This window comes from Candidatus Microthrix subdominans (genome assembly GCA_016719385.1).
In the GTDB taxonomy this organism is placed as follows: Bacteria; Actinomycetota; Acidimicrobiia; order Acidimicrobiales; family Microtrichaceae; genus Microthrix; species Microthrix subdominans.
Genome location: JADJZA010000001.1, coordinates 331,114 through 351,823, shown reverse-complemented (window position 1 = coordinate 351,823; position 20,710 = coordinate 331,114). Strand labels below are relative to the sequence as shown.

Below are 20,710 nucleotides of genomic sequence, written 5' to 3'. Positions count from 1 at the left end.
GCCCAGCACACCCAGCACACCCAGCACACCCAGCACGCACCGAATGCGAACTCGGGAGCCCGGAACGCGCCCAGACGGTCGGTTCCACTCCCCGGTTCAGCAGAGAAACGGTTGCATCACCGAACTCGGGAGCCCGGAACGCGCCCAGACGGTCGGTTTCACTCCCCGGTTCGGTAAAGGGGTCGGTTCAGCAGGGCTCAGTTGTGCCTGCGGCTGCCACGGGCGACAGCGATCGCCCAGGCGATCAAGGGAAACTGCAGCGGCAAACGAGCCCAAGCCACGACTGGCGAGTCGAGGGGTGGCTCCAAGCCCGACATTCCCCCGTCCAGGGCAGACTGCACGTTTGCCGGGAACACGCCGATGAACGTGGCGGCGGCGAACCAACCACCGAACCGGCGGGTGCGGGGGTTGGCCACCAGCACTGCTGCGGCCAACTCAACGACGCCCGACACGTAAGTGGTCGTGCGGGCCGACCCCGGCATCCAATCGGGCACGATTGGATCGAAGAACTGCGGCCTGACGAAATGGGCTACCCCGGCGAAACCCAGCACCGCGGCCAGGCCAAGGGCCAGAGCATGACCTGCAAGCCCCTCGTTGGGTGCCGGCTGCTCCTCGGCCAGCGCCGCCGGGCCACTGTTGGCCGCCTGTGACGCACCGTTGGTGCTGGGAACGGCAGAGCTCTCGGAGGCGATCCGGTCGGTGTCCATGTCAGCGACGTTATCGGCTGTTCACACCCGATCCTGTGGGCCTCACCCACTCGCCGTGCTCGAGCCACTCCTCCTCGAGCCGCCCGGTAACATCGGAGCGGTGCCCAAGCAATCCCCCGGCGACGATTCCACCCAGCCTGAGCACCGTGCCTCGGGTCTGCGCCGCCTGCGCAGTGATCCGGGATCCCGCAAAGACCGCCGGGGCGGCGGTTCCGCACTGAGCGCCAGCCGTCTGAAACGCCAAGTCGAACCGATTGCCAGCCTGGGTATCCGTCGCTGGCCGGCACAGAAGACCCGACCGATCCGCAACATCCTGATCCTGGTCACCCTCCTGGGACCCGTGTTAGGACTGGGCATAGCAGTGATCACCATCCCGGCCGGTCCCACCGATGAGGTACTCAGCGCGGGCGACGGCGGGGACGAAGATGCTCGGCCTGGGGCCAACGAAATCGGGGCACGGGTCACGCTTTTAAACCCCGACCTCAGCCGCGGTGAGGTGACCGCTCGGGTGGTGCTCGAGCCCGGCTCAGACCTCATCGTCGGCAGCGACCAAACCCTCACGCGCACGATCCGAGTGTTGTTCAACGACATCGCCGGTAGGACCCAGACCGTCTTCGAGACAGGGTCGACGATCGATCCGATCAGCGGCACGCTCCAGCTCAGCGGCAGTCGACTGACCCGGTATCCTGTCGACAGTTACAAAGCGCAACTGGTGCTGCTGGTGCAAAAGGAGGTCGACCCCGGCGAGGGTCAGGCGATCGAGGGCGATCGGGAGTTCGAACCCGTCCCCATCGTGGCAACGGTACGGTCCAGCCTCAGCGATCTTCGGGTCTCCAGCACCAGCCCCGGCGACGGGGGTGGGGACGTGCTGGCCGCCGACTTCGACCTGGAGCGGCCCCGAACGGTTGTGGCCTTCGCCATCGCGCTGATGGCGTTGGCGTGGCTGTTGGCGCTGGGCTGCGTCGCCCTGGCCTGGGGAGTACTCGTGCAGGCACGCGAAATCCCCTTCTGGTGCTGGGGCTTCTATGCCGGGGTCCTTTTTGCGTTGCCGCAGTTGCGCAACGGGTTGCCCGGGTCGCCGCCGTTCGGCTCGCTCATCGACTGGTCGATCTACTACTGGGCACTGGGCATGGTTGCGGTCAGCCTGCTGGCGCTCATCCTCGCCGGCAACCTGGCGCTGCGTGCCGCTGTTTCGGACCCGCAACCGGACCACCCTGCGGACGCGGAAGGTGAGTCAGGCGACGACGCACCCACGCGCTGAGGGTGGCCCCTCGGCCGCCATCAGCGGATCTGTGATCGGCCGCATCACCCGGCCGGGCGTCTCACTTGCCGTCGGCCTGCATCTTCTTGACGGCGTCGCCGATCTTCTCCTGCGCCTGATCAACCTTGTCGGCGTGCTTGTTGCCAGTCTTGTCGTCGATGAAGTCGCCGGCCTTCTCGACGCCGTCAGCGATCTTGTCGCCGTGCTCGTCGACAACATCGTCCAGCTTCTTCTTCGCATCGTCGAGAAAGCTCATGGGTGGTTCTCCATCGGTTACTGCGGCCGCCAAGGGTGGCGGCCGCCCACCGAGCCTTGCCGTTGACCGCCGACCGCACAAGGCCAGCGGGTTCGGGAGGCACACACGATTCCGCACGTCGACCGCATCTGCTCCGAGCGGCGCGTGGCAACCTTGCGAACGAGACGTTGCAACCCCTGGAGCACCCACCATGTCCGATGCCACCTTCCAACTCGGTGCGTTTCTCGACGACGCCGGCGACCGAACCGACGAAGCGGTGGCCTACGAGGCCGACGACCTGACCACGCACGGGGTGATCGTTGGCATGACCGGCAGCGGCAAGACCGGGCTGGGCGTGGTGATGATGGAGGAGGCGCTGCGCCAGAACATCCCCACGTTGGTGATCGACCCCAAGGGGGACATGGGCAACCTGCTGTTGACGTTCCCCGACCTGTCTGCCGACGACTTTGCCCCCTGGGTGCCCCGCGACACCGACCCGGCGGAGACCGCCGAAACCTGGCGCAGCGGCCTGGAGGGCTGGGGGCTGGCGCCCAACCACATCGCCGAGCTGCGGGACGGCCACCGCTTCTGCGTGCTGACCCCCGGCTCGACCGCCGGGCTGCCGGTCAACCTGATCGGCAGCCTGGCACCACCCGTCGGCGCGGGCGCCGGCACTGACGGCGAGGCGGTCACCGACGAGATCGAGGCCTTGGTCTCGGGCATTCTGGGGCTGGTCGGCATCACGGCCGACCCGCTGGCCGACCGGGAACACATCCTGTTGGCCAACATCATCGCCACCGCGTGGGCCGCCGGCGAGACCCTCGACCTGGCGACGCTGCTGACCCGCATCCAGGACCCGCCGATGCGCAAGCTGGGGGTGATCGAGCTGGATCAGTTCTTCCCCAAGGCCGATCGCACCAAGCTGATGATGAAGCTGAACGGGCTCCTCGCCTCGCCCGGCTTTGCCCCCTGGACCCAGGGCGCCCCGCTCGACGTCGAGTCGCTGCTGTGGGACGAGAACGGTCGAGCCGCCTGCACCGTGCTCTACCTGGCGCATCTCTCGGAGAGCGAACGCCAGATGGTCGTCAGCCTGGTGCTCTCAAAAATGGTGACCTGGATGCGGGGCCAGTCGGGCTCGACCGATCTTCGGGCGCTCATCTACATGGACGAGGTGTACGGCTACGTGCCGCCGACTGCGCAGCCTCCTTCCAAAAAGCCGATCCTCACGTTGTTCAAGCAGGCGCGTGCGTTTGGCGTCGGCGTGGTGCTGTCCACCCAGAACCCGGTCGACCTCGACTACAAGGCCATCTCCAACGCCGGCACCTGGATGATCGGGCGCCTGCAGACCGAGCGGGACAAGGCTCGGTTGTTGGACGGCATGTCGTCCGCGGCCGGCGCCGTCGACCTGAAAGCGCTGTCGGAGACGATCTCCGGCCTGGGCAAGCGCCAGTTCCTCATGCAGCGCACCGGCGGATCAGCACCCCGCCGCTTCGGCGTCCGCTGGGCGATGAGCTACCTGGCCGGTCCGCTGTCCAAGGACCAGGTAGGGCGGTTGCCCGGCCAGGCCGAGGCTGCTGCTGCCCTTACCGCAAGCACCGGCGGCGCGGCCGCTGCCCCCTCGGCTGCAGCCCCAGGTCAGCCCGCAGCGCAGCCCGAACCAACGGCGCAGCCGGAGCCGGCAGCCCAGCCAGCACCTGTGGAACCGGGCGCGCAGCTCGAGCAGGCGGCACCCGCGACACAGGGCGTGCCAGCCGCCGCCAGCGCCCGCTGAGCCCGCCGAACAGGCCGTGCCCGTCGCTCAACCGGGGCCCCCGGCCGCACCCGCGCTTGAAGCGCTCGGCGACTTGGCCGACGACGAGACCCCCACCATGCCCCAGGTGGCCGACGGCATCCCGGTTCGCTTCGTCGACGCCGCCGCCCCGTGGGCCGCCGATCTGGGCGCCGTCGCCGGCGGGCAACGCTGGGAGCCGGCGGTCGTCGCACGGGTGGAGCTGCTCTACGACGAAGGTGAATTCCGAGCAGAAGAGACCTACGAAGCGGTCTTCTTTCCGCTGGTCGCCGAGCCCAGCGCCGACACGGCGAGGGCGGTGGACTACGACGATCGGGACCTGCTCGAGGCGGCACCCCATGCCGGTGGGTTCGCCCTGCCGACCGCCAAGACCGCCACCAAGACCTTCTTCACCAACCTCGAACGGTCCCTGAAGGACCGGCTGTATCGAGGACGCACCACCGAGTTGCTCACCAACCCCGAGCTGAAGCTGACCGGACGGCCAGGCGAGACCCGCGAGCAGTTCGAGGCCCGCGCCTCGGAGGCGGCAAGAGCGGCCGCCGACGCCGAGGCCGACAAGCTCCGGGTGCAGCTGACCACCAAGGCCGATCGCATCCGCACGGCGATTGCCAAGGAACAGGAACGCCTGCAAACGGCCCAGACAACTGCGTCGACGTCGAGAACCGACGAGCTGATCTCGGGCGCCGGCTCGGTGTTCGGGGCCCTGATGGGCGGACGCCGATCATCACGTTCAATCGCCACCGCGGTCCGTTCGGTGTCCGCCAAGAGGGGACGCACCACGCGGGCTGCCGAGAAGGTGGAGCAGTACGGCGCCCGGATCGAGGACCACACCGAGGACCTCACCGAGCTGGAGACCACGCTGGCCGACGCCATCGTGGAGCTGGACGAACGCTGGGCGCTGGTGGCGACGGCGACCCAGGTGGTGCCGGTGCCGTTGGAGAAGAACGACATCACGGTCAGCCAGGTGGCCTTGGCGTGGGTGCCGGTCACCCGCTGATCTCAAGGAGAGACGGCGTGGCCGCCGGTTACCGACGGGTAACTATCGAGTCCTAGATTGTCGTCATGCAGGATTACACACCTCCGCTCGATGACATCCGCTTCTTGCTCGACCGCGTGCTCGATCTACCCGCGCTGTTGGAGACCGAGAAGTTCTCCGAGCTGGACTCGGAAACCGTGCACGACGCCATCGAGGCGGCGGGCACGTTCATCGCCGAGGTGATCGCCCCTACCAACGCCATCGGCGACCAGGTGGGCACCCAGTTGCAGCCAGACGGCACGATGGTGACCCCGGAGGGGTTCAAGGAGGCCTACGCCAAGCTGGTCGAGGCCGGATGGGGCGCCCTCACCTTCGATCCCGCCTACGGCGGCGGTGGGTTTCCCGAAGCGGTCGGCATTGCGTTGCAAGAGTTCATGGTGAGCTCCAACATGGCGTTCTCGATGGCGCCGCTGTTGACCCAGGGCTCGATCCACGCCATCAACTCGGTTGCCGACGAGTACGTCACCGAGACGTACCTGGCCAAGCTGGTCTCCGGCGAGTGGACCGGCACGATGAACCTGTCCGAGCCCGAGGCCGGTTCGGACGTGGGGGCGCTGCGCACCAAGGCCGAACCCAACGGCGACGGCACCTGGTCGATCACCGGCAACAAGATCTACATCTCGTGGGGCGACCACGACATGGCCGACAACGTCGTCCACCTCGTGCTGGCCCGCACGCCCGACGCTCCTCCCGGGACCAAGGGCATCTCGTGCTTCATCGTCCCCAAGTTCATGGTGAACGACGACGGCACGCTGGGCGAGCCCAACGATCTCAAAGTGGTGTCGATCGAGCACAAGATGGGCATCAACGCCTCGCCGACGTGCACGATGAGCTTCGGCGACCAGGGCGGCGCCACCGGTTGGCTGCTCGGCAACGAGTTCGACGGCATGCGGGTGATGTTCGTCATGATGAACATGGCCCGCCTATCGGTGGGCGTCCAGGGCCTCGGCCTGGCCGAGCGCACCCTTCAGGGGGCGCTGGCGCACGCCGACGAACGGGTGCAGGGCAAGGTTGTCGGCACCCCCAAAGAGGACCGCACCAGCCCGATCGTCGGCCACCCCGACGTCCGGCGCATGCTGCTCGACATGCGTTCGATCACCGAGGCGATGCGGGGCATCTGCCTGATGAATGCCGTCGCCATGGACGGGGCCAGCGCACTTTCCGATGAGGACGACCGCCAGAAGGCCGAGGACCTCAACGAACTACTTATCCCGATCACCAAGGCCTGGTGCACCGACATGGGTGTCGAGGTCACATCCCTCGCCGTGCAGGTGTTCGGCGGCATGGGCTTTGTCGAGGAGACCGGCGTCAGCCAGTTCTTCCGGGACGCCCGCATCGCCCCCATCTACGAGGGCACCAACGGCATCCAGGCAATGGACCTCGTCGGCCGCAAGCTGCCGATGCGCGCCGGCGGCGTGGTGACCGACACCATGGCCAACATTCGGGCGACGATCGACGAGCTCAACGGCCAAGAGGAGCTGGCAGGCATCGCCAGCCGCCTCAGCGAGGCCACCGACGCTCTGGACGAGGCCACCCAGTGGATCTTCGCCAACTCCGGCGACATCCGCGACGTGCTCTCGGGCGCCACGCCGTACCTGCGCATGTGGGGCCTGGTCGTCGGCGGTTGGGTGTTGGGCAAGAGCGCCCTGGCGGCCACCGAGTGGGCCGCCGAAGGTGGCGACGAGGCGTTCTGCACCGAGAAGGTACGCACCGCCCGTTGGTTTGCCGACCAGCAACTGCCCGCCGTTGCGGGCCTGGTGCCCCGGGCCACCGCCGGCGCCGCACTGATGGACGAGGCCTCGCTCTAGGACGCCGGGTCGACTGGAGGCCCGCACCACAGCGCGGCCTCACGACAAACCGACCTCACCGAAAGCCCGGCGCCACCACGGTGCCGGGCTTTCCTTTGTTCACCTGGCAGACGTGGCCAAACGGTTCACCAGGTGAGGCACGGGCGAAGATCTACGCCTGGGTGCGAGCACCCTCGAGTACATCCCAATAGGTGGGGAACGTCTTGGCCACGCAGCCGGGATCGGCGATCGCCACGCCGTCGGCCACCAGGCCCAGCAGACCGAAGGCCATCGCCAGCCGGTGGTCTTCATAGGTGCTCACCACCCCCGATCGGACCTCACCGGGGTGCACGGTCAGCCCATCATCGTGTTCGACCGATGCGATGCCGAGGCGCTCCAGCTCGGTGATGACGGCACCGATGCGATCGGACTCCTTGCCCCGCACGAACCCGATGCCCCGAATGCGGGTGGGCGAGTCGGCGACGGCCGCCACCACCGCCAGCGTGGGGGCGGTGTCGGAGAAGTCGGCCAGGTCGACGTCGACGCCGCGCAGGTCGCGGCCGACCACCTCGGTCCAGTCGTCGCCCTGGCGCACGACGGCACCCATCTGCTCGAGCACGTCGAGGAACGCCATGTCGCCCTGAACGGCGGACCGGCCCAGGCCCTCGACCCGGATGCGACCCCGGGTCATCGCTGCCAGTGCAAAGAAGTAGCTGGCGGCCGACGCGTCGGGCTCGATGGCGTAGCGCTGGGCCGCGTAGATCCCGGGGGCGCATCCGAACCGGCGATAGCCGTCGCGCTCCACCGCCGCACCGAACCGCTCCATCACGTCGACGGTCATATCGATGTACGGGCGGCTCACCAGCTCGTCGGCCACCTCCAGTTGCAGCCCGTCGCCGAACAGCGGCGCGCACAGCAACAGCCCGCTGAGGAACTGGCTGGAGGTGGCGCCGCTCACCGTCACCGCACCGCCCCGCATGCCGCCGCCCGTCGAGGAGAGCGGCAAACGATCGTCGACAGCGGACAAGGTTGCCCCCAGCGACCGCATCGCCTCGAGCTGATCCGACATCGGGCGGGTCCGCAGCTGCTCATGACCGTCGAGCATTCCCCCGCCGGGCGCCAGCGCAATCAGCGGCGCCAGAAACCGCCCCGTGGTGCCGCTCTGACGGGCGTCGATGATTAAGGGCTCCGCCGGCAGGCGGCCGCCGATGCCGGTGATGCTGACGGTGTGGGCAGGCCGGTCCTCCTCGACCTGAGCACCCATGCCGGTGAGGGCGGCGAGCATCGCTTCGGTGTCGTCGGAGAACAGCACGCCGGTCAGCTCGGAGCGGCCCTCGGCCAGCCCGGCACACAGCAGGGCCCGGTTGGTCAGGCTTTTCGAGCCGGGCAGGACGACGGTGGCGTCGGGGGGCTCGGTCAGGCGGCGCAGGCGGAGGGGGTCGACGATCACCGGGCCACCCTACGAGGAGGGCAGCCGCCCACCTACCCGCTACCGGAAGCGTAATTCAACGCTAGCCTTGAATTACATGGCGCGAGATCAAGTTGAGTTTCCGGTTCGTCACTTCACCGAGCCTTCGCTTCCACATGTCTGCGCCTGGACCGGCGAACCGGCCACCGATTGGGAGCCGCTCACCGTCAAGAATCAGATCGGCGCCCAGTGGTGGCTGTTGCTCCTTGGAGTTTTCCCTCTGATCATTGTTCGTGCCGTCACGGTCAAGCAGGTGACCGGCTACCTTCCGGTCGCGACCGAGGCGCGCGAGGAACGCCGGGCGACGACCCGACGCGCATGGGGTGTCGACGACCTTCCCTCGTTGATCATCCTCGGGTTGGCGTCGCTCACCATCGTGCTCTGGGTGGTAATCGCTGGGGGCTGGTCCTTCATGGTCATCGTCGCAATGCCTCTGTTGTTGCTCGCCTTTATTCCCTTCATCCACGCCCGCCGACGGGCCCCACTGGTCGGGCCCGGCTACATCCAGCCCATGATTGAACTCGACCGACACGGCGGGATCATCACCGTCCTTCGGGCCAGCCCACAATTCGTCAGGGCCGCACGCGAAGTCGCACGACCCCAGATCTATCCCGCAGCCGGCGCTTCGTCGGGTGAAATCCATCCGGCAGCCCCGCCCAGCGGTTTTGGCCGTGTGGACCCGGCCGCTCGTTCACCTTCGGCTCGGTCAGCACCAGAAGGGTCTGGCACTGCGCCAGAGGTTCGATCGTGGTCGGTTCCCTCGGCCGAAGGCGCCAGCGACGATCCCTCGCCATGGTGGAGCGCCTAGCCGAGGCTGCCCGACAGCGCCCACGCTGCTCAGCCTCGGAGCAGCTGATCGGGGAGGTCGGCGATCACGGCCGCCAGCTGGGCGAGCAGGCCTGCGTGCACGCTGCTGCGTCGCCAGAACATGGCGATCTGACGGTTGGGGGCCGGCGCCTCGAAGGGGACGGTCCGGACGTGATCGGACTGGGTCACCGGTGGGCTCACCGACATCTTGGGCAACAGCGTGACGCCGACGCCGGCGGCGACCATCTGACGCAGCGTCTCCAGGCTGGTGGCCCGGAAGCCGTGCCGTTCGGCCGCCCCGGCCATCGAGCACACCTCCAGCGCCTGGTCGCGCAGGCAGTGCCCGTCGGTCAACAACAGCACGTCGGTGCCGGCCAGCACCTCGGGCGCTACCGAGGTGGCGTCGGCCAGCTCGTGGTCGGCGGGCACGGCGAGCACGAAGTCCTCGGTGAACAGCGGTTCCTGGTGCAGCTGAGGGGCGTCGATCGGCAGGGCCAGCAGCCCGGCGTCGAGGTGCCCACCGAGCAGCCCCTCGACAACCTGCTCGGTCTTCTCCTCCACCCACAACAGCTCGACCAGGGGGAAGCGCTCGTGAAGAGGGCCCACCACGTGGGGCAGGAGGTACGGCGCCAGCGTCGGGAACACGCCGATCTGCAACGTCGCTGCGCCGGGCTCGGCGGCCGCCTTGGCCAGCGCCTCGATCTGGTCGACCTCGACCAGCACCCCGCGGGCATGGTGGAGGATCAACCGCCCGACCGCCGTGGGCATCACGTTGCGGGGGGCCCGCTCGAACAGCGCCACACCCAGCTCGTCCTCCAGCTTGCGCAGCTGCGAGGACAAGGTGGGCTGGCTGACGAAACAGGCTTCGGCGGCGCGACCGAAATGCCGGTGATCGTCCACCGCCACCGCGTAGCGCAGGTCCTGAAGGTTCACGTCACGACGCTACGCGATGGCCGCTCAGACGAGGGCCGGTTCCGGCTGGTTCGACCCGTCGGCTGGCGCCGCCGGCTCGGTTGCAGCACCTGATTCCTTGGCGGTCGGGGTGCGGATCAGGTGGTCGAAGGCCGAGAGGGCGGCGGTCGAGCCGGCACCGAGTGCGATCACGATCTGCTTGTACGGCACGGTGGTGCAGTCCCCGGCGGCGAACACGCCGGGGACCGAGGTGGCGTTGCGGTCGTCGATGACGACCTCCCCACGGTCCGACAACGCGACGGTGCCTTTCAGCCAACCGGTGTTGGGCACCAGGCCGATCTGGACAAACACCCCGTCGAGGTCGACGTTGTGCAACGTGGCGTCGGCCCGATGCTCATAGGTGAGTCCGGTCACCGACGTGTCATCGCCGAGTACCTCGGTGGTGCGGGCGCCGACGATCACGTCGACGTTGCCCAGCGACGCCAGCTTGGCCTGGAGCACCTCGTCGGCACGCAGCGCATCATCAAACTCGATCAGCGTCACGTGGGCCACGATGCCGGCCAGGTCGATCGCCGCCTCGACGCCGGAGTTACCGCCGCCGATCACCGCCACCCGCTTGCCCTTGAACAACGGACCGTCGCAGTGGGGGCAGAACCCGACGCCGCGGTTGCGGTACTCGTCCTCGCCGGGCACACCCATCGTGCGCCAGCTGGCACCGGTGGACAGCACCACCGTGCGGGCCTGCAGGGTGGCGCCGTTCTCCAGCTCGACCGTCGCCAGCCCACCGGGCACCTCGGCCGGGATGAGCTTGGCGGCCCGCTGGTTGTGCATCACATCGACGTCGTACTCGGCCACGTGGGCCTCGATCGCTGCGGCCAACTTGGGGCCCTCGGTGTAAGGGACCGAGATCAGGTTCTCGATGCTCATCGTGTCGAGCACCTGGCCGCCGAAGCGCTCGGAGACCACCCCGGTGGCGATACCCTTGCGTGCGGCGTAGATCGCCGCCGACGCACCGGCTGGACCGCCGCCGACAACCAACACGTCCAGCGGGTCGAGCGCATCGATACGCGCAGCCTCCCGCTCACCGACGCCGGTGTCGAGGCGAGGGAGGATCTCCTCGATCGTCATGCGCCCCTGGCCAAACGGCTCGCCGTTCAGCAGCACGGTGGGGACGGCGAGCACGTTGTTGGCCTCGACCTCGGCGGGGAACAGGGCGCCGTCGACGGCCACATGACTGATGCTGGAATTGAGCACCGCCATGGCGTTGAGTGCCTGGACGACGTCGGGGCAGTTCTGGCACGACAGTGACATGTAGGTGACGAAGTGAAACTCGCCCTCGAGGTTCTCGATCGCCTCGGCCGCCTCATCGGACACCGCAGGCGGGTGTCCGCCGACCTGAAGCAGGGCAAGCACCAGCGATGTGAACTCGTGGCCCATCGGGATGCCGGCAAATCCGACCGACACGTCGGTGCCCACCCGGTCGATCGTGAACGAGGGACGTCGCCCGCCTGTGGCGTCGCTGCCTTCGGCAGTGTCGTCGCTGCCTTCGGCAGAGGCAGAGGCGGAGCGATCACCGACGTCGACAGGATTGCGAACCGCTGAAACGTTGTCCGAGAGGGCGGCGATCTCGGTGAGCAACTCCCACAGCTCGGTCGACTTGGGGCCGTCGTCGAGAGCGGCGACCAGCTCGATCGGGCGGGTCACCTTGGTCAGGTGTCCTCTGAGTTGTTCGGTCAGGTTGGAATCGAGCATGTCGAGGCTCCTCGGCGGGTTACGGGTTCGTACGGGTGGCCGCCGGGGTTGGCGGGGTAGACGAGACGGCGAAGCGACCGAGGTCGCTCCGCCGCCTCTCCATGGGGGGGGTGGGGGATTACATGTGGGCGGCGAGCCGCCCGGGTGGAAGGCAGGTCAGATCTTGCCGACCAGGTCCAATGAGGGGGCCAAGGTCTCTTCGCCCTCTTCCCACTTGGCGGGGCAGACCTCGCCCGGGTTCTTGCGCACGTAGATGGCGGCGCGCACCTTGCGCACCAACTCGGCGGCGTTGCGGCCAACGCCCTCGGCGGTGACCTCCATCACCTGGATGACGCCGTCGGGATCGAGCACGAACGTGCCGCGGTTGGCCAGGCCCTCGTCCTCGCGCAGGATGTCGAAGTTGCGCGAGACGGTTCCGGTCGGGTCGCCGATCATGGCGTACTGGATCTTGCCGATCGTCTCGGAGGATCCGTGCCAGGCCTTGTGGGTGAAGTGGGTGTCGGTGGACACCGAGTACACCTCGACGCCCAGCTCGCGGAGCTCGTCGTAGTGGTCGGCCAGGTCACCCAGCTCGGTCGGGCAGACGAAGGTGAAGTCGGCCGGGTAGAAGAACACGATCGACCAGGCGCCGAGCAGGTCCTCGTCGGTCACGTCGACGAACTCGCCGTTCTTGAAGGCGGTAGCGGTGAACGGCTGCAGCTTGGTGTTGATGAGTGACATGAGACTGGGGGTCCTTTCGGTGGGAGGGGCTCAATGACTTCGAACGCCCTCGTGACTTCAAGAGATACTCTACCTATTGATACCTCCATTTCGATAGTCATACTCGATCGTTTGTGCCCATCGCACCGATAGGTGTCGCCTATCGGAAGGTGCCGAGCTGTCACGCGTTCAGCGCACCGCAGGCGACAGTGCGGCAAACTGCACGGGCTGGCGCCGGGGGGCGGTGGCGAAGAGGGGGGACACCATGTACGACCTGTTGATCACCGGGGGCACGCTCGTCGACGGCACCGGGGCGCCGCCCCGGCGCGCCGACGTGGCGGTGAACGACGGCCGCATCGTGGCGGTCAGCGAGACGCTCGACGGCGAAGCAGCCGAGACGATCGACGCCACCGGACGCCTGGTCACGCCCGGCTTTGTCGACATCCACACCCATTACGACGGTCAAGCCACCTGGGACTCCCAGCTGGAGCCGTCCGCCTCTCACGGCGTCACGACGGTGGTCACCGGCAACTGCGGGGTGGGCTTCGCCCCGGTGCGTCCCGGCAAGGAGGAGTGGCTGATCCAGCTGATGGAGGGGGTCGAGGACATCCCCGGCGCCGCGCTGGCCGAAGGCATCACCTGGGGTTGGGAACGCTTCACCGAGTTCCTCGACGTGCTCGACACCCGGAGCTGGGCGATGGACGTGGGCACCCAGATCCCCCACGGAGCTGTTCGCGGCTACGTCATGGGTGACGCCGGCGCCCGCAACGAGCCGGCCTCGGCCGAGGACTCTGCGGAGATGGCCGCACATGTGCGGGAAGCGATCGAGGCCGGGGCCCTGGGCTTCTCCACCTCGCGCACGTTGGCGCACCTGGCCAAGGACGGCGAGCCGGTGCCGGGCACCTTCGCCGAGCGGGAGGAACTCTTTGCCCTCGGGCGGGCGATCAAGGCCGGCGGCGGCGGGGTCTTCGAGGTTGCCCAAGGCGGCCTCACCATGCTCGACCGGGGCACCACCACCGACGAGATGGGCTGGATGGCCGACCTGGCCGAGGAAACCGGCCAGCCGTTGGCGTTCATGGTGTTGCAGACCGACACCGACCCCAACCTGTGGCAGGACGTGTTCGAGCGCTTCGACAAGCTGCTGGAGCGGGGCATCCCGATGCGCGCCCAGGTGGCAGCGCGCCCCTTCGGCATGCTCGTCGGGCTGCAGACCAACCATCCGTTCGCCAAGCGCCCCACCTACGACGCCCTCGCCGGTCTGCCGCTGCCCGAGCGGATCGAGCAGCTCGCCAAGCCAGCGGTGCGCGACGCCATCCTCGCCGAGGCCGACGGCCCGCTCAACCCCGACAATCCGTTCGACGGCATCGGCCCGTTTCTGGCGATGATGACCGACAAGATGTTTCCGTTGGGCACCCCACCCAACTACGAACCGCTCGCCGAAGCCTCCCTCGGAGCGATGGCCACCGCCGCCGGGACCGACGCACTGGCCGCCACCTACGAGGCGATGCTGGCCGACGACGGCAAGGCGATGTTCATGTTGCCGCTGTTCAACTACGCCAACGGCAACCACGACGCCATCCGGGAAATGCTGCTGCATCCCGGCTCGGTGTCGTCGCTGGGCGACGCCGGGGCGCACTGCGGCATGATCTGCGACGCGTCGATCCCCACGTACCTGCTCACCCACTGGGCCCGCGACCGCAGCCGGGGCGCCGGCATCGACCTGGCCCAGGCGGTGCACCTGCAGACCCAGCGCACCGCCGAGCTGTACGGGCTGGGCGACCGGGGCGTCGTCGAGGCGGGCAAGAAGGCCGACCTCAACGTGATCGACTTCGAGACCCTGGCCCTCGCCCAGCCCGAGCTGATCCACGACCTGCCCGCCGGCGGCCGCCGCCTGGTGCAGTACGCCTCGGGCTACGACGCCACCGTCGTGTCCGGCGTGGTCACCCGCCGCCACGACGTCGACACCGGAGCGCGCCCCGGCCGGCTGCTCCGCGGTCGTCGCTGAGCAGCATCGACGGCAACCGCTCGTCGCTCCGTCCCAGAGCCGGATGATCTCGGACCTTTGGGATGATTGGAGGTCACCTGTTGACCCGTAATCATCCCAAAGGTTGGAGACTCCCCTTTTCGAGGGCGGACTCGGGTGGACTCTGAGCCACCTGTTGACACAAAGTCCACCCAAGATTGCGCCGTGACCACCCAACGGTCAACAAGCGAGCGGGTAGGCATGTGGTCGGAGGGCCGACGGGCGTCCCGGAGGTCCCCGAACTGTGCCCACCCCGTGTGTGGCACGCTGCCCTACGATCTGCTTGGTGAACCACGGGCGGCGAATGCATCGACGTCGGCCCCGTCCAGCACCGCTGCTGGCCCTCGTGGCCGCCTTGCCTGCATTGGTTGCAGGCGCCCGAGCCGCCGTTCAGCGCTGGTACCCCACCCTCGACAACGGCATCTACTCGACCCGGGCGTGGGATGTCGCCACGTCCAACAACCCGATGCTCGCCACTTGGTCGTCGCGCTCGACCGCCACCGGCATCATCATGAACCACCCTGGCCCCATGCCGTTTCAGCTGCTGGCACCGTTCCGCCGCCTGTTCGGCCCGGTCGGGGTACGGGTGGGATCCGCGATGATCAACGCCGGCGCCGCCGGTTCGGCCGTCTGGATGGCATGGCGGATCGGACGGCGCCGCGGTGTCGCCGTCTTCGGCCTCGGGGTGCTGGCGCTGACCGCCTCGATGGGCAGCGAGGTGCTGTCCGACCCATGGACCCACAACCTGCCGCTGCTGGCCTTTTTCGCCGCAGCGGTCGGCTTGTGGGCATCCATGGCGGGCGACCGGTGGGGGCCGACGATGACCGTGTTCTGGGCCAGCCTGTGCGCACAGACCAGCCTGGCCTACGTCGTCTTGTCGGCGGCCCTGGTCGGCACCTCGCTGCTGGCCGGCATCGGCTGGTGGTGGGCCGATCGCCGAAGGGAACGAGCGGAGCGACGCCCGCCGACGGGCTCGAAGCCGGCGGATGACGAAAGGGGCACCGATCACGAAAGGGACGCCACCCACACCGTCGAACCAGCCTCGGTCGGCGCCACGACAGAGCAGCACAAGGGCACCGGTCACGACGAGGTCCACGCCGCCGACGCCGGTCCGGTCCCGGCCGCCGTCACAGCCGGATCTACCAACACCGGGAGGCGCCTACCGACGCTGCTGGTTGCGGTCGGAGTGTTGGTGGCTCTGTGGACGCTGCCGGCATGGGAGCAGTTCGTCGCCCCGGACGGAGCGCCCGGCAACGTGACGGCCATGGCCGAGAACGCCGACCGACTCGGCGGCGGACGTGGCATCGGCTTTGCGGTTCAGACCTTCGCCGACACCGTGCTGATCCCACCGGCCTGGGCCTTCCCCGACCCAGCGACGTGGGAGAACAGCACCGGTGCCCGCTGGGACGTGGGCCCCTCGGTCGCCGTGTTCGGCGCTTACCTCGCCGTCCTCGCGGGTGCGGCGTGGTGGGCCCGTCGGCGTCGGTCGGTGCCGCTGATGGCGGTTGCGGGTGCCGCCGGCGTCGTGACGCTGGCATCGCTGGCCACGCTGGCCAACATCTCCGAGACGACGTTTGCGACCGCCGCCTACCTGCGCTGGCTGTTCCCGGTTGGGGCGTTCATAGCATCGGGGTTGGCCTTGGTCGCGCTCGACGCCGTGCTGACGGCCGTGCCGGGCACCGAACGACTTCCGGCCCTCGCCCGATCCGGTGCCGGAGCTGCGGCGGCCCTCGCCATCGTCGTCGGCCTCACCGTCTACTCGGTGGACGCCCACGGGCTGGAGAGCGGTAGCCCGTCGTGGGCCAACGGGCCGGCGTCCGAGCTGCACTCGGCGCTAGCCGATGCCCCCCGGAAGCTGGCCGAACGCGGGCCGGTGCTCACCATCGAGACCCCGTACCTCACGTCGCTCACCCTTTTTCCCGCCGTCATCGATGAGCTGCTCGCCGCCGGTGCCGACCTCCGCTTCGAGCCCGATACCCCGCTGCTGGCACAGTTCGGCGTCGGTCGCACGGCCACCGGCGACGAACAATGGGAACTGTCGACCCGCAGCGGCGTCGCTGCCAACACCGCCGCCGGCGAGCCCGGGATCGAGGTGCTTGCGAGGTTCGGGACCGCTGACCCGTCCGAGTTCGGCGACTTGGGTCAGCGCGCCGAAAACTTGGCTGCCCGCATCGATGCCACCACGCTGATCGCCGCTCCGGGGTTGGCCCGCACCGACACCGGGCTGTACTTCGACCAGGCGGCGGTCGGTCGTACCCTCGACGACCCGATCGTCTCCCTCTACGACGGGACCCTGATCGCGCTCACTCGCCGCAACGTCGTGGAAGTGCCCGACGATCTGCTGGCCGAGATCGAAGCCTTCGCCTCCGACCTGGAGCGTCGCGACCATGCGTTTGCCGTCGTCGTGCAACCGGCCGGCTACGACCCGCCAGTCCCCCAGGGACCAGTGATCGCATTGCCGGGGGGTGGCAACGATCCCGATCGGTGGACGCCGAACTAGCACCGGTCACCCGGTGGTGCTTGGCTTTCGCCCCGACCGGTGGCGCGTCCCGCCGGGGCCCCGCGGCGGCCTAGGTTTCCGCCATGCCCGGCGTTCGCTCTGCAACCCCCGACGACCTGCCGCGAGTCGGGGCCATCCTGGCCGCCGCGTTCGTCGACGACCCGGTGTGGAACTACATCACCTCGCCCCGGGCGGATTGGATCAGCCGAGCGGCAGCCTGGTTCGAGGCCGATGCCCGAGCTCAGATGCAGGGGCATGGCGAGGTGCTGGTCGACGAGGAAGTGCGCGGCGTCGCCATCTGGAGTCCGCCCGGACGTTGGAAACCCACGATGAAGGAAGCGGCGGCCGTCGCGTTGCCATCCGTCCGGCTGTTCCGTTCGTGACTTCCGGCGGCGATCCGCCTGCTCTCTCAAATTGAGCGTGCCCACCCCTCCGAGCCGCCACATTGGTTTCTCGCCTTGCTCGGCACCGATCCGGCGCATCAGGGCAGTGGGGTCGGTGGAGCCTTGATACAAGCGGTCACCAGCCGCTGCGATGAGCAGAGCATGGGTGCCTACGTCGAATCGTCCAAGGAAGAGAACGTGGCGTTCTATTCGCGGCACGGCTTCGAGCTGATCGAGACGCTCGCGTACCGCAACGCCCCGCCGTCCTGGCTGATGTGGCGCGATCCCCGTCTCAGCGGTTGACTCCACCGTCGTCCGCCACCTCGGTGACCACGATCGAGGAGCGTTCCAGCGTGAGGTGCACCGGGCAACGGTCGGCGATGCGCACCAGACCGGCCCGCTGATCGTCGGTGATGTCGCCATCGATATGGAGTACCCGGGTCCACTCATCGATCTTCGGGGTTGCTCCGGTCGCCGCGGCTTCGCAGTCCTCGCAGTGTGTCGTGGCGTGACGCACTGCGACCTCGACCCGTTCCAGCGGGATGCCCTTGTGTTCGGCGTACATCCGCATTGTCATCGACGTACATCCGCCGAGCGCCGCTGCCAGTAGGTCGTACGGGTTGGGCCCGGCGTTGTAGCCCCCGACCGAGATCGGCTCGTCCATCAGGAAGCGATGGGCACCGGCCACCACCTGGTTGAGAAACTTGCCCTCTCCCATCTCTGACACCACGACCCCCTCACCGTCCGCCGGCTTCGTCTCGGGGGCATCGTCCAGGTAGCGCTCCACCCAGGCCCGGATCATTGACGCGGCAAAGTCGGAGTCGCGCCGTTTGCTCAGCAGGTGATCCGCCCCGTCGAGAGCGATGAAGCTTTTCGGGTGACGGGCCGCCTGGTAGATCTCGGCGGCGTTCCCCACGCCGACGACGTTGTCGACGGGCGAGTGCATCACCAGCAGCGCCGCACCCAGGTCGGCCAAGCACTCATCGATGGTGCGATGGCGCAGGTCCTCCAACAGTTGGGCCTTGACCCGAAACGGCCGACCGCCGATATCGATCGTCGCCTCGCCATCGGTCTCGAGCCGTGCCCGGTCCTCGCCGAGCAACGCCTCCACGTGGCTCGGCTCGGACGGCGCACCGATCGTGACGACCGCCTTCACCGAGTCGAGCTCCGGTGCGGCGGCCAACACGGCCGCCCCACCCAACGAATGCCCGATCAACAGGCCCGGTGCCTGGAAGTGGTCGCTCAAGTACGAAGATGCTGCGATCAGGTCGGCGACGTTGGTGGAGAAGTTGGTATCGGCAAAGTCGCCCTCGGACGCGCCCAGCCCGGTGAAGTCGAACCGCATCACCGCAATGCCGGCCTCGGCGAGGGCCACCGAGATCCGGGAGGCGGCGGCGACGTCGGACGAGCATGTGAAGCAGTGGGCAAACAGCGCTGCGCCCCGGATCGGCCCAGCGGGCAACTCGACCCTGCCAGCCAGCTGGTCGCCACCAGCACCGGTGAAGCGGACGCGTTCTCGGCGAGATGCCATCTGGGTCTCCTGGGGGTGATCGGTCGGTTGGGGCGCTCCCGCACCCTTCCACACCGGTGCTGGTGCGGTCGCCAGCACCACCCGAACTCCAGGCCCGCGCCTCGCTGACAGCCCACGTAGCATCGCCGTCACGACGGGGAGCACCAACCCGGGGGTGCTGGTCCCAGCGAGTGAACTATCAAACTGGACGTTACCGGAGCGGGAGGGCCCTTGAGCGACATGACGGACGACGATCGGCGCGAACTGGTTGAACGGTTCTGGGACGCACTGAACCAGCGGGACTTCGCCGCTGTCGGCGCCATGATGAGCGAGCGGGGCCACTACGTCGATGTGCCCGTCATCGGCGTCGAGCCTGGCGCCCACGGTCCGGCCCAGACCGAGGCACGGCTGCGTCTGGGTCTGGAGCTGCTCAGCGACTACCGGCTCCACCCCGGCACCATCGTCGTCACCGGCGACATGGTGATCACCGAGCACCTGGAGGAGTGGTGGTGGCGCGACGGCGAGCACGCAGAGGTGCGGTTCTGCTCGGTGATGGAGGTGCGAGACGGCAAAGTGGACCGCTGGTGGGACTACGTCGACCTCAACTCCATCTTCAGCGTCGCCCCCCAATGGTGGACCGACCACATCGCAGCCGGATACCAGGGCGCGTAGCGGCCGATTTCCAGGTTGCACGACCCCGAATATCGCCCTGCTTCGACGGCTGACCATCCGTAGGCTCGCCAAATGCCGACGAACGCGTTCGACCAACCGATCGGTCCGTCCTTAGGCGACTGGCGGCCACCACCGTTCCCTGCCCCAATTGATCTGGCCGGCCGCACCGTGCGCCTGGAGCCGCTCGACCCTTCGGTACATGCGCCCCCGTTGTTCGACGCCTTCATCGACGCACCCGACTCGCTCTGGACCTACCTGCAGTACGGGCCTTTCGCCGACGTCGAGGAATTGCGGGCAGCGCTTTGCACTTTGTGCGACTCCCCAGAGCAGCTGCCGTTCGCCGCCGTGGTCGACGGCCGACCAGTCGGGTACTTGGCCTACCTCCGTATCGTCGCCGTCCACGGAGTGATCGAGATCGGCTCGGTCGCCTTCGCCCCTGAGTTGCAGCGCACGACCGCCGCCACCGAGGCGGTGTCGCTGCTGATTACCCACGCCTTCGACCTTGGCTTCCGGCGGGTCGAGTGGAAGTGCGATGACCTCAACGCCCGCTCCCGGGTCGCAGCTGAGCGGTTCGGGTTCCGTTACGAGGGCACGTTTCGCAAAGCGGTCGTCTACAAGGGCCGCAGTCGCGACACCGCCTGGTTGGCGATCACCGATGATGAATGGCCGGCGGTCGCCGCCGCCCATCGCTCCTGGCTGGCGCCGGAGAACTTCGACACAGCCGGGCGTCAGCGCACCCGACTCACAGCTCCGACAAAGCACTGATTGTCCATCCCGCTACGGTGGCCGGATGGATAAACCCGTTGTAGCCGTACCCGCTGGCGACAAACCCGCCGAATTGCAGATCTTCGACGACCAGGTGGGCGACGGCCCCGAGGCCACCGCCGGGTCGCGCGTGTCGGTGCATTACGTCGGCGTCGCCTGGTCGACCGGCGAGCAGTTCGACGCCTCGTGGGATCGCGGCGCACCCCTGGACTTCGGCCTCGGCGCCGGCCAGGTGATCGAAGGATGGGACACCGGTGTGCAGGGCATGAAGGTGGGCGGCCGTCGCACGCTGATCATCCCGCCGCATCAGGCTTACGGCAGCCGCGGCGCCCCCGGGGCGATCGCCCCCAACGAGACCCTCATCTTTACCGTCGACCTGATGGACGTTCGCTAGACGACCGCAG

The 20,710-nt window shown here is 68.2% G+C and carries 19 protein-coding genes; 12 read left to right on the top strand and 7 right to left on the bottom strand.

The genetic code is table 11. From position 1 onward, the window contains the following. Positions 1–197: 197 nt before the first annotated feature. Positions 198–572: a hypothetical protein gene (locus IPN02_01720; GenBank protein ID MBK9295597.1), complete on the bottom strand. Its 375-nt coding sequence runs from the start codon at positions 570–572 to the stop codon at positions 198–200. Between the two features lie 235 nt (positions 573–807). Between IPN02_01720 and IPN02_01715 the strand changes: the two genes are divergently transcribed. Beyond that, the gene (locus IPN02_01715) at positions 808–1,968 is read left to right on the top strand and encodes a DUF4436 family protein (protein MBK9295596.1); all 1,161 of its coding nucleotides are present in this window, start codon (positions 808–810) and stop codon (positions 1,966–1,968) included. A gap of 61 nt (positions 1,969–2,029) precedes the next feature. On the opposite strand, the gene IPN02_01710 is transcribed toward IPN02_01715, so the two are convergent. Beyond that, the gene (locus tag IPN02_01710) at positions 2,030–2,224 is read right to left on the bottom strand and encodes an antitoxin (protein ID MBK9295595.1); all 195 of its coding nucleotides are present in this window, start codon (positions 2,222–2,224) and stop codon (positions 2,030–2,032) included. A 190-nt stretch (positions 2,225–2,414) separates the two neighbouring features. Between IPN02_01710 and IPN02_01705 the strand changes: the two genes are divergently transcribed. The 3 genes from IPN02_01705 to IPN02_01695 all read left to right on the top strand — a co-directional run bounded on the left by IPN02_01705 (position 2,415) and on the right by IPN02_01695 (position 6,836). Continuing rightward, the gene (locus tag IPN02_01705) at positions 2,415–3,974 is read left to right on the top strand and encodes an ATP-binding protein (GenBank protein MBK9295594.1); all 1,560 of its coding nucleotides are present in this window, start codon (positions 2,415–2,417) and stop codon (positions 3,972–3,974) included. Positions 3,975–3,990: 16 nt separating this feature from the next. Beyond that, entirely contained in the window at positions 3,991–4,989 is a 999-nt protein-coding gene (locus tag IPN02_01700) for a hypothetical protein (GenBank protein ID MBK9295593.1), read from the top strand. A gap of 65 nt (positions 4,990–5,054) precedes the next feature. Beyond that, a complete protein-coding gene (locus tag IPN02_01695) occupies positions 5,055–6,836 on the top strand; it encodes an acyl-CoA dehydrogenase (protein ID MBK9295592.1) in 1,782 nt (593 codons plus the stop codon). Positions 6,837–6,987: 151 nt separating this feature from the next. Here the strand turns inward: IPN02_01695 and aroA are convergent, their stop codons facing one another. Continuing rightward, positions 6,988–8,265 (bottom strand): 3-phosphoshikimate 1-carboxyvinyltransferase, encoded by a 1,278-nt coding sequence (gene aroA, locus IPN02_01690; GenBank protein ID MBK9295591.1) that lies wholly within the window; start codon positions 8,263–8,265, stop codon positions 6,988–6,990. A 76-nt stretch (positions 8,266–8,341) separates the two neighbouring features. Between aroA and IPN02_01685 the strand changes: the two genes are divergently transcribed. Next, positions 8,342–9,091 (top strand): hypothetical protein, encoded by a 750-nt coding sequence (locus IPN02_01685; GenBank protein ID MBK9295590.1) that lies wholly within the window; start codon positions 8,342–8,344, stop codon positions 9,089–9,091. 29 nt (positions 9,092–9,120) lie between these two features. Here the strand turns inward: IPN02_01685 and IPN02_01680 are convergent, their stop codons facing one another. The 3 genes from IPN02_01680 to ahpC all read right to left on the bottom strand — a co-directional run bounded on the left by IPN02_01680 (position 9,121) and on the right by ahpC (position 12,474). Further along, the gene (locus IPN02_01680; GenBank protein ID MBK9295589.1) at positions 9,121–10,023 is read right to left on the bottom strand and encodes a LysR family transcriptional regulator; all 903 of its coding nucleotides are present in this window, start codon (positions 10,021–10,023) and stop codon (positions 9,121–9,123) included. Between the two features lie 24 nt (positions 10,024–10,047). Further along, positions 10,048–11,754, bottom strand: coding sequence for an alkyl hydroperoxide reductase subunit F (gene ahpF / locus IPN02_01675; GenBank protein ID MBK9295588.1), 1,707 nt, complete (start codon positions 11,752–11,754; stop codon positions 10,048–10,050). Between the two features lie 156 nt (positions 11,755–11,910). After that, complete coding sequence (gene ahpC, locus IPN02_01670) at positions 11,911–12,474, bottom strand: alkyl hydroperoxide reductase subunit C (GenBank protein ID MBK9295587.1); 564 nt, start codon at positions 12,472–12,474, stop codon at positions 11,911–11,913. A 244-nt stretch (positions 12,475–12,718) separates the two neighbouring features. Between ahpC and IPN02_01665 the strand changes: the two genes are divergently transcribed. The 4 genes from IPN02_01665 to IPN02_01650 all read left to right on the top strand — a co-directional run bounded on the left by IPN02_01665 (position 12,719) and on the right by IPN02_01650 (position 17,662). Then, positions 12,719–14,458, top strand: coding sequence for an amidohydrolase family protein (locus IPN02_01665; GenBank protein MBK9295586.1), 1,740 nt, complete (start codon positions 12,719–12,721; stop codon positions 14,456–14,458). Between the two features lie 304 nt (positions 14,459–14,762). Beyond that, entirely contained in the window at positions 14,763–16,976 is a 2,214-nt protein-coding gene (locus tag IPN02_01660; GenBank protein ID MBK9295585.1) for a hypothetical protein, read from the top strand. An 83-nt stretch (positions 16,977–17,059) separates the two neighbouring features. Next, on the top strand, positions 17,060–17,359 hold the full coding sequence (locus IPN02_01655; GenBank protein ID MBK9295584.1) for a hypothetical protein: 300 nt from the start codon (positions 17,060–17,062) through the stop codon (positions 17,357–17,359). Positions 17,360–17,434: 75 nt separating this feature from the next. After that, positions 17,435–17,662 carry a GNAT family N-acetyltransferase gene (locus tag IPN02_01650; GenBank protein ID MBK9295583.1) on the top strand — a complete coding sequence of 76 codons (228 nt, stop codon included), beginning with the start codon at positions 17,435–17,437 and terminating at the stop codon, positions 17,660–17,662. Here IPN02_01650 and IPN02_01645 read toward each other — a convergent pair. Then, a complete protein-coding gene (locus tag IPN02_01645) occupies positions 17,652–18,890 on the bottom strand; it encodes an OsmC family protein (protein MBK9295582.1) in 1,239 nt (412 codons plus the stop codon). The two genes, IPN02_01650 and IPN02_01645, sit on opposite strands and share 11 nt — an antisense overlap. A gap of 210 nt (positions 18,891–19,100) precedes the next feature. Here IPN02_01645 and IPN02_01640 point away from each other — a divergent pair, with 210 nt between their 5' ends. The 3 genes from IPN02_01640 (at position 19,101) to IPN02_01630 (ending at position 20,700) form a co-directional block, all read left to right on the top strand. Beyond that, a complete protein-coding gene (locus IPN02_01640) occupies positions 19,101–19,541 on the top strand; it encodes a nuclear transport factor 2 family protein (GenBank protein MBK9295581.1) in 441 nt (146 codons plus the stop codon). Positions 19,542–19,613: 72 nt separating this feature from the next. Next, the gene (locus tag IPN02_01635) at positions 19,614–20,306 is read left to right on the top strand and encodes a GNAT family N-acetyltransferase (protein ID MBK9295580.1); all 693 of its coding nucleotides are present in this window, start codon (positions 19,614–19,616) and stop codon (positions 20,304–20,306) included. A gap of 25 nt (positions 20,307–20,331) precedes the next feature. Beyond that, positions 20,332–20,700, top strand: coding sequence for an FKBP-type peptidyl-prolyl cis-trans isomerase (locus IPN02_01630; protein MBK9295579.1), 369 nt, complete (start codon positions 20,332–20,334; stop codon positions 20,698–20,700). The last annotated feature ends 10 nt before the right edge of the window (positions 20,701–20,710 follow it).